This is a genomic window from Paracoccus sp. (in: a-proteobacteria), from assembly GCF_046462195.1.
GTDB lineage: Bacteria > Pseudomonadota > Alphaproteobacteria > Rhodobacterales > Rhodobacteraceae > Paracoccus.
This window is the reverse complement of sequence record NZ_JBKGUN010000096.1, coordinates 1-6256: the sequence shown is the minus strand read 5'-3', so window position 1 is coordinate 6256 and position 6256 is coordinate 1. Positions and strand designations below refer to the sequence as shown.

The 6256-nt window shown below is 63.8% G+C and carries 5 protein-coding genes and 1 pseudogene; 2 read left to right on the top strand and 4 right to left on the bottom strand.

Annotated features, from left to right (window positions below):
* Positions 1 to 130: 130 nt before the first annotated feature.
* Complete coding sequence (locus tag ACLHHB_RS06175; protein WP_410217403.1) at positions 131 to 2290, top strand: malate synthase G; 2160 nt, start codon at positions 131 to 133, stop codon at positions 2288 to 2290.
* A gap of 87 nt (positions 2291 to 2377) precedes the next feature.
* Here ACLHHB_RS06175 and ACLHHB_RS06170 read toward each other — a convergent pair whose 3' ends face one another.
* On the bottom strand, positions 2378 to 2989 hold the full coding sequence (locus ACLHHB_RS06170; RefSeq protein WP_410217402.1) for a hypothetical protein: 612 nt from the start codon (positions 2987 to 2989) through the stop codon (positions 2378 to 2380).
* Between the two features lie 347 nt (positions 2990 to 3336).
* Here ACLHHB_RS06170 and ACLHHB_RS06165 point away from each other — a divergent pair, with 347 nt between their 5' ends.
* Positions 3337 to 3594 carry a hypothetical protein gene (locus ACLHHB_RS06165; protein ID WP_410217401.1) on the top strand — a complete coding sequence of 86 codons (258 nt, stop codon included), beginning with the start codon at positions 3337 to 3339 and terminating at the stop codon, positions 3592 to 3594.
* On the opposite strand, the gene ACLHHB_RS06160 is transcribed toward ACLHHB_RS06165, so the two are convergent.
* From ACLHHB_RS06160 to ACLHHB_RS06150, 3 genes and pseudogenes are all read right to left on the bottom strand, one after another.
* Positions 3591 to 4934 (bottom strand): ABC1 kinase family protein, encoded by a 1344-nt coding sequence (locus ACLHHB_RS06160; RefSeq protein WP_410217400.1) that lies wholly within the window; start codon positions 4932 to 4934, stop codon positions 3591 to 3593. The genes ACLHHB_RS06165 and ACLHHB_RS06160 overlap by 4 nt on opposite strands.
* 103 nt (positions 4935 to 5037) lie before the next feature.
* Positions 5038 to 5985: a nucleoside hydrolase gene (locus ACLHHB_RS06155; RefSeq protein WP_410217399.1), complete on the bottom strand. Its 948-nt coding sequence runs from the start codon at positions 5983 to 5985 to the stop codon at positions 5038 to 5040.
* A 68-nt stretch (positions 5986 to 6053) separates the two neighbouring features.
* A pseudogene (locus tag ACLHHB_RS06150) lies at positions 6054 to 6256 on the bottom strand (glycerol kinase); the annotation flags it as partial.

Sequence of the window (6256 nt, the reverse complement as noted above, 5' to 3'; positions counted from 1 at the left end):
ACAGAAAGATCCCCCGGCCCTCTTCCCCCAGTTTAATGGAAAATCTTTCCAAAAGCATTGGCAAAATAGAGGATCCCGCTTAGATATCAGACTGCACAGTGTCACGCCCACCCTCGACAGGAACATCAGCATGAATCGCAACGTTACGCATTGTCACGGTCTGGATGTCGATCAGGACTTCGCCACCTTTATCGAGTCTCGGGTCCTTCCTGGCACCGGGATCGACACTGACGGCTTCTGGAAAGGCTATGCCGATCTGCTGGATGACTTTGCAGCGGAGAATCGTTCCCTGCTTGATCGCCGTGCCGACCTGCAGGCGCAGATCGACGCGTGGCACAAAGGGCGCGGCAACCAGCCGTGGGATGCGCAGGCTTATCGCGATTTCCTGACCCAGACCGGATACCTGGTTCCGGAACCTGCCCCTTTCTCGGTCGACAATGGCCGCATCGACTCCGAGATCGCCAACATTGCTGGTCCGCAGCTGGTCGTGCCTGTCAGCAATGCCCGCTTTGCGCTGAACGCCGCGAATGCTCGGTGGGGCTCGCTTTACGATGCGATGTACGGGTCGGATGTGATGGGACCTGCGCCCTCGGGCGGCTTTGATGAAACACGTCGCGACGCGGTCGTGGCGCGCGCGGCGGAATTTCTGGACCAGTCTTTCCCGCTGGTCGCCGGCAGCCATGCCAAAGTGACCGGTTATGCCGCCGATGCCCAAGGGCTCATGGCGACCGTTGCCAGTGAAACCGTTCGTCTGACCAGCCCTGACGCCTTTGTCGGCACGCGATCGGAAGGGTCCGACACCGCCTATGTCCTGCGCCACCATGGACTGCATGTCGAACTGGTCGTGAACCGGGACCACCCGATTGGCGCGGCCTCGAAATCCGGGTTGCGCGACGTTGTGATGGAGGCGGCTCTCACCGCGATCCAAGACTGCGAGGACAGCGTCGCCGCCGTGGATGCCGAAGACAAGATTGCCGTCTACGGCAACTGGCTGGGCCTGATGAAGGGCGATCTGGCCGAGAGCTTCGAAAAGGGCGGCAAGACCATGACCCGCCGTCTGGCTGATGACCGCCAGGTCACGCGCCCCGACGGCAGCACGTTGACCTTGCCTGGCCGCGCGTTGCTGCTGGTGCGGAATGTCGGTCACCTCATGACCACCGATGTCGTGAAGAAGGACGGCCAGCCCACGCCTGAGGGGCTGATGGACGCGATGGTCACCGTTGCCTGCGCGATTCATGACCTGAAAAAGACAGACGGCCCCCGCAACAGCCGGGTCGGGGCGATCTACGTGGTCAAGCCCAAGATGCATGGCCCGGAAGAGGCCGCCTTTGCCGACCGTGTCTTTGCGCATGTCGAACGGGTGCTGGGGCTGGAGCCGAATACGGTCAAACTGGGCCTGATGGACGAGGAGCGCCGCACCAGCGCGAACCTTGCCGCCTGCATCCATGCGATCCGCAACCGTATCTTCTTCATCAACACGGGATTCCTCGACCGCACGGGCGACGAGATTCACACCTCCATGCAGGCCGGCGCTTTCCTCGGCCGCGACGCGATGAAGGCGGCCACCTGGCTGAAGGCTTACGAAGACCGCAACGTTCTGATCGGCCTCGCGTCCGGGATGCGTGGGCGGGCGCAGATCGGCAAGGGGATGTGGGCCAAACCCGATGCCTTGGCCGAGATGCTGGAGGTCAAGATCGGCCATCCGAAGTCCGGCGCCTCGACCGCATGGGTACCCTCACCCACGGCGGCAACGCTGCACGCGCTGCATTATCATATGGTCGATGTCGCTGCCCGCCAGGACGAGTTGCAGGGCCAGTCCCTGCCCGACCTTGACCTGCTGCTGACTCCCGCTCTGGCCGACGGTCCGATGCCCCAGGACAAGGTCTTGCGCGAACTGGACAACAGCGCACAGGGTATTCTGGGCTATGTTGTCCGGTGGGTCGATCGGGGCGTCGGCTGTTCAAAGGTTCCCGACATTGACGACGTGCAGCTGATGGAAGACCGCGCGACATGCCGTATCAGCGCACAGTATCTGGCCAACTGGCTGGAGCACGGTGTAATCACGACCGATCAGGTCGAGGACGCGCTGCGCCGCATGGCTGCAAAGGTTGACCAGCAGAACGCTGGCGATCCCGCATATCGCCCCATGGCCCCCGGCTTTGATGGACCGGCCTTCCAGGCAGCGCGGGATCTGGTCCTGACCGGCGCGTCCCAACCGTCCGGCTATACTGAACCATCCCTGCATGCCCGTCGCGCCAAGGCCAAGGCGCAGGCGCAGGCGCACGGCTGAAACCGGAGGGCCGGGCGCGCCAAGTGCGCCCGGCCGTTCTTCAGGTGATTGCGGCGCATGACATGAGTCCTACGCCGCAGACCGCGCTCAGAGCAGCGATGCCAGCTTGGCCTCCAACTGGCGGCGACGCCATCGTGACCGGATCTGCCGGGCGTGCAGGGTTCTGGGACAAAGCGACAACTGGTCACCTTCCACCTTCATGACGAAACGCCGCCTCGCTGCGGCGATCTGGCTGTCAGCCGCAGTGACTGCGGCCACGGTGATCTCGACCTCGCGGATGTCCTTGGGATCCATCGCCTCGATGCTGCTGTTTCGCGCCCGGTCAAGCAAATCCTGACCGCTTCCGATATCGACCGAGTCGCCACTTTTCAGCGGGCCCTGCAGTGTGGCCTCACGCGGAGTATGATGCTGGCCGGGCGCAACTTCGGTCCGGTCCGCGACCGACGACATGCGTTCGCCGCTGGCGGTCCAGACGGTCAGCATGATCTCCAGCACATAGATCGGCTCGAACCCCAGGTTGCTGACAAGGATGCGTGCGTTCAGGTCACGCGCACCGCCCAGGTGAATCAGGATCTCGGTGCGCCGCTGGCGCCGCAATCCGGATACGATGATGTGCAGGTAGACCATCCACACCAGCGCCGTCACGGCTGACATGCCGGCCTGAACCAGCCCACTGTTGTCCGCTACCCATTCCCACATACTTCAGCCCTTCCGTTCCGGCCCGTCCAACACGTGGGCCTGCGCCTGGTTCCCGCCGAACCCGAGAAGGTGAAGTCCGATGCCCATAGCGCCTGCACGCAACATGGGTCCGCGAAAAGGTTTCACCTTAATATTCAGCATCACCAAAACAACGGGTCCATCTGTCCCGCCCATGTTCAAGGAATATACATGGAAATGCCGAAATGCGTGGTGCGATGTGAGCAGGACCACCCACCGAGGGAGCGGGTTAGCGCGGAATTCAAACAACGAGCCATCAGTTCCTTGAACCCGCTGCGGAACATTGCCGTGGCTGCCGGGGTTCGGTTCCTTTGATCAAGAGGCTCTTCATGACCGACCAAGCCATTGCCACCCTGGAAGCCCGGCTCGATGCTCAGCGGCGCCTGCTGGCGCGTCTGGTTGCCGCCATGGATGAAGGAGCTCGCCAACCCGTGATGGACTGGCTGGCCCAACGCGAAACGATGCGTGACGGTCAGGAAGACCCTGGCGCGGTCCCGACCGATGGTCTGGGCCAGGGATTGGCCGTGTCCGAGGAATTCCGCATGATCCTTCGGCTGGTCGGTGACCGTCTGCACGAGACACGCTAGCCGCGCGCCTCCAACTGCGCCTGAAGGCGACCAGGGTCGATCAGTGCATCTACGTCGACTCGCGCCTTCAACCGCGCCAACAGCAGGTACAGCCCGCCGATCTTGCGGTGCAGGAACAGGACCTCCGGTGGGGGCATTTCAACCTCGGCCCGGGAGTACGCCATTTCCATGGCGCGATTGGCAACCTGCTGGGGAAAATCCGTCGTCCCAATATTGAAGATGCCGCCCGCGCGCAGGGGGGCGAAGGCCATCTCCATCATCTGGACCAGAACGCGCTGGTGGTCGGCGTCGGTTCCGGCCGTGAAATAGCCGATGGCGATGGCAGCCTTGCGCATGGACTCCTGGTCGCCTGCCAGCCCGGCGCGCAGCAGGGACAGGTAGCGCGGCGCAAGCGCCTTGGGAAATCCCCGGGTTGCGCCGAAATCCAGCAACACGATCCGTCCGCTGTCCGGTTGCCAGCGATAGTTCGCAAAGTTGGGATCCGTCTGCATCAGGTTAAAGGAGAACATCTCGTCCATGACCAGCCGCACCAGGTCCCCTGCGACCTTGTCGCGGACCTCCTGCGGTGCCTCGCTCAATGCTTCGATGGGTCGGGCCTCGATGAAGTCCATTGCCAGAACGTCGGGCGTGCAAAGGTCATGATGCGGCTTGGGCAGCAAAAACTCAGGCCGGCCAGCCAAGTGGTCTCCATAGCACCGCATCTGGTCGGCCTCGCGCAGATAATCGGCCTCGGCGTGCAGTTGCTGGCGCGCTTCTTCCATCAGGCTGGGCAGGTCGATTCCGGGAGGCAGTAGGCCTGGGATGCGAAACATCAGGCCCAGATTGGCGATGTCGCTGTCGATGCTGGCACGCACACCGGGATATTGGACCTTGACCGCCAAGTCGCGGCCATCGCGGGTCTGCGCCCGATGCACCTGCCCGATGGAGGCCGCCGCGATCGGGCGCACTTGAAATCGGTGAAAGCGGCGCAGCCAGTCTGGGCCCCATGCCTTGTCCAGCACGCGCTGCAATTGCTTGGGGGGCATCGGGTCAGCATCCGCTCGCAGGCGGGCCAGGATGTCGGACAGTTCAGGCGGCAGGAAGTCCCCCGCATCCATCGACAAGAGCTGCCCCATCTTCATGGCAGCGCCCCGCATTTGCGCCAGCTGGCCCGCAAGCCGCGCCGCATTGGCAGGCGTCAGCAACAGGTCTGAAGCCTGAGGCCGCTGCCCCGAGGCCACCTGTCGGGCGCCCTGTGCCAAGGCGCGTCCGCCTATGCCCGTGGCCAACCCGCCAAGGCGCAGCATCCGTGACAGCCGGCCCTGCGGCACGGCACGGGGGCGGCGATCATCAGCGTCCATCATGATCCTTTCCGGGGCGGCTGTCACCCAGAAGGTCAGGAAGCGCAGCTTGCGGACAGGCGCGCAAGGCGGCGTTTTGTCCGCGCCCCGGCAACCTGCCCCGTCAGGCGGTGCAGACCTGTGCGATGCGGGACAGGATCGCCTCTGGCTGGCCATCGCTTGTGCAGAACTGCCGGGGCCGGTCTGACCATGCATCCAGCGGACCCTGCCGGTCTGCGGGGTTCATCAGCGTCAGACCGCTGGCAATGCCCTCACTGATGACGCGCACTTCGCCGGTGGTCAGGCTGAACAGGTCGGGATCGGTCAGATATACCGCCGCTGTACAATCATGGACCAGCATTCCGTCATAACCCGAGGCAGCGTAAAAGCTGACATAGCCTTGCGACAGGTCCGCCACGAGCTGCATCCCCGGGCCGCCCTCGGCCGCCAGCCGCGCCAGCATGCCGCGCGTCATGAAGGTCCTTGTCGTCAGATCCAGCGGCACGGCCGTCACCCGCCAAGGCGCGCCAAAAACGATATCGGCGGCCAGAGGATCGCCCCAGATATTGGCTTCGGCCGCAGGGGTGATATTGCCGGGAACACGAAATGCGCCGCCCATCAGGACGACGTCGTGCACAAGTTGCGCGATATCAGGCGCCATCTGCACGGCCAGCGCCAAATTCGTCATGCGACCGACGGCCAGCACACGCACCTCGCCCGGATGAGCGCGGATCGTGTCGATCAGGAACTGCGCTGCTGTCTCGGCGACTTCGGTGACCGGCGGCAGAATGGCATGATCGCCAAGGCCGTTCCGTCCGTGAATATGGACCGGAAACTCCTCCAAAGGCATGTTCGGCGTCAAAGGTTCCGCGGCACCGGCATGGACGGGAACGGCATGACCCCAATTTTCCAGCAGAGAGCGGGTGTTGCGGGTCGTGGTCGCCACCGAGGCATTGCCAAAGACCGTGGTCACCCCCAGCAGATCGATGTCGGGATGGCGCAGCAGGTAGTACAGCGCCAGCGCGTCATCCACGCCCGGGTCGGTGTCAAAGATGACCTTCTGCCTGCTCATGTCATGCCTTTCTCTGAATATCGGGTTGCGCCTGATGCACTGGGGGCGTGTAGTGGTCAACTGTTCCCCTACAGGCTCATGGTTGCCCTGATGGCGCGCCGCCATGCGTCATAGCGGGCGTCGCGATCGGGCGTGTCCATGGCCGGGGTGAAGCTGCGCTCCAGCACCCAGTCCTGGGCAAAGCCTGCCGCATCGGGATAAAGGCCCGGCCCCTGCCCCGCCAGCCAGGCCGCCCCAAGGGCGGTGGTTTCCAGAACCCGGGGTCGGTCCA

Coding starts and splice junctions, on each gene's coding strand:
- ACLHHB_RS06175 (WP_410217403.1), top strand. CDS start 131: ATGAATCGCAACGTTACGCATTGTCACGGTCTGGATGTCGATCAGGAC.
- ACLHHB_RS06170 (WP_410217402.1), bottom strand. CDS start 2,989: ATGTGGGAATGGGTAGCGGACAACAGTGGGCTGGTTCAGGCCGGCATG.
- ACLHHB_RS06165 (WP_410217401.1), top strand. CDS start 3,337: ATGACCGACCAAGCCATTGCCACCCTGGAAGCCCGGCTCGATGCTCAG.
- ACLHHB_RS06160 (WP_410217400.1), bottom strand. CDS start 4,934: ATGGACGCTGATGATCGCCGCCCCCGTGCCGTGCCGCAGGGCCGGCTG.
- ACLHHB_RS06155 (WP_410217399.1), bottom strand. CDS start 5,985: ATGAGCAGGCAGAAGGTCATCTTTGACACCGACCCGGGCGTGGATGAC.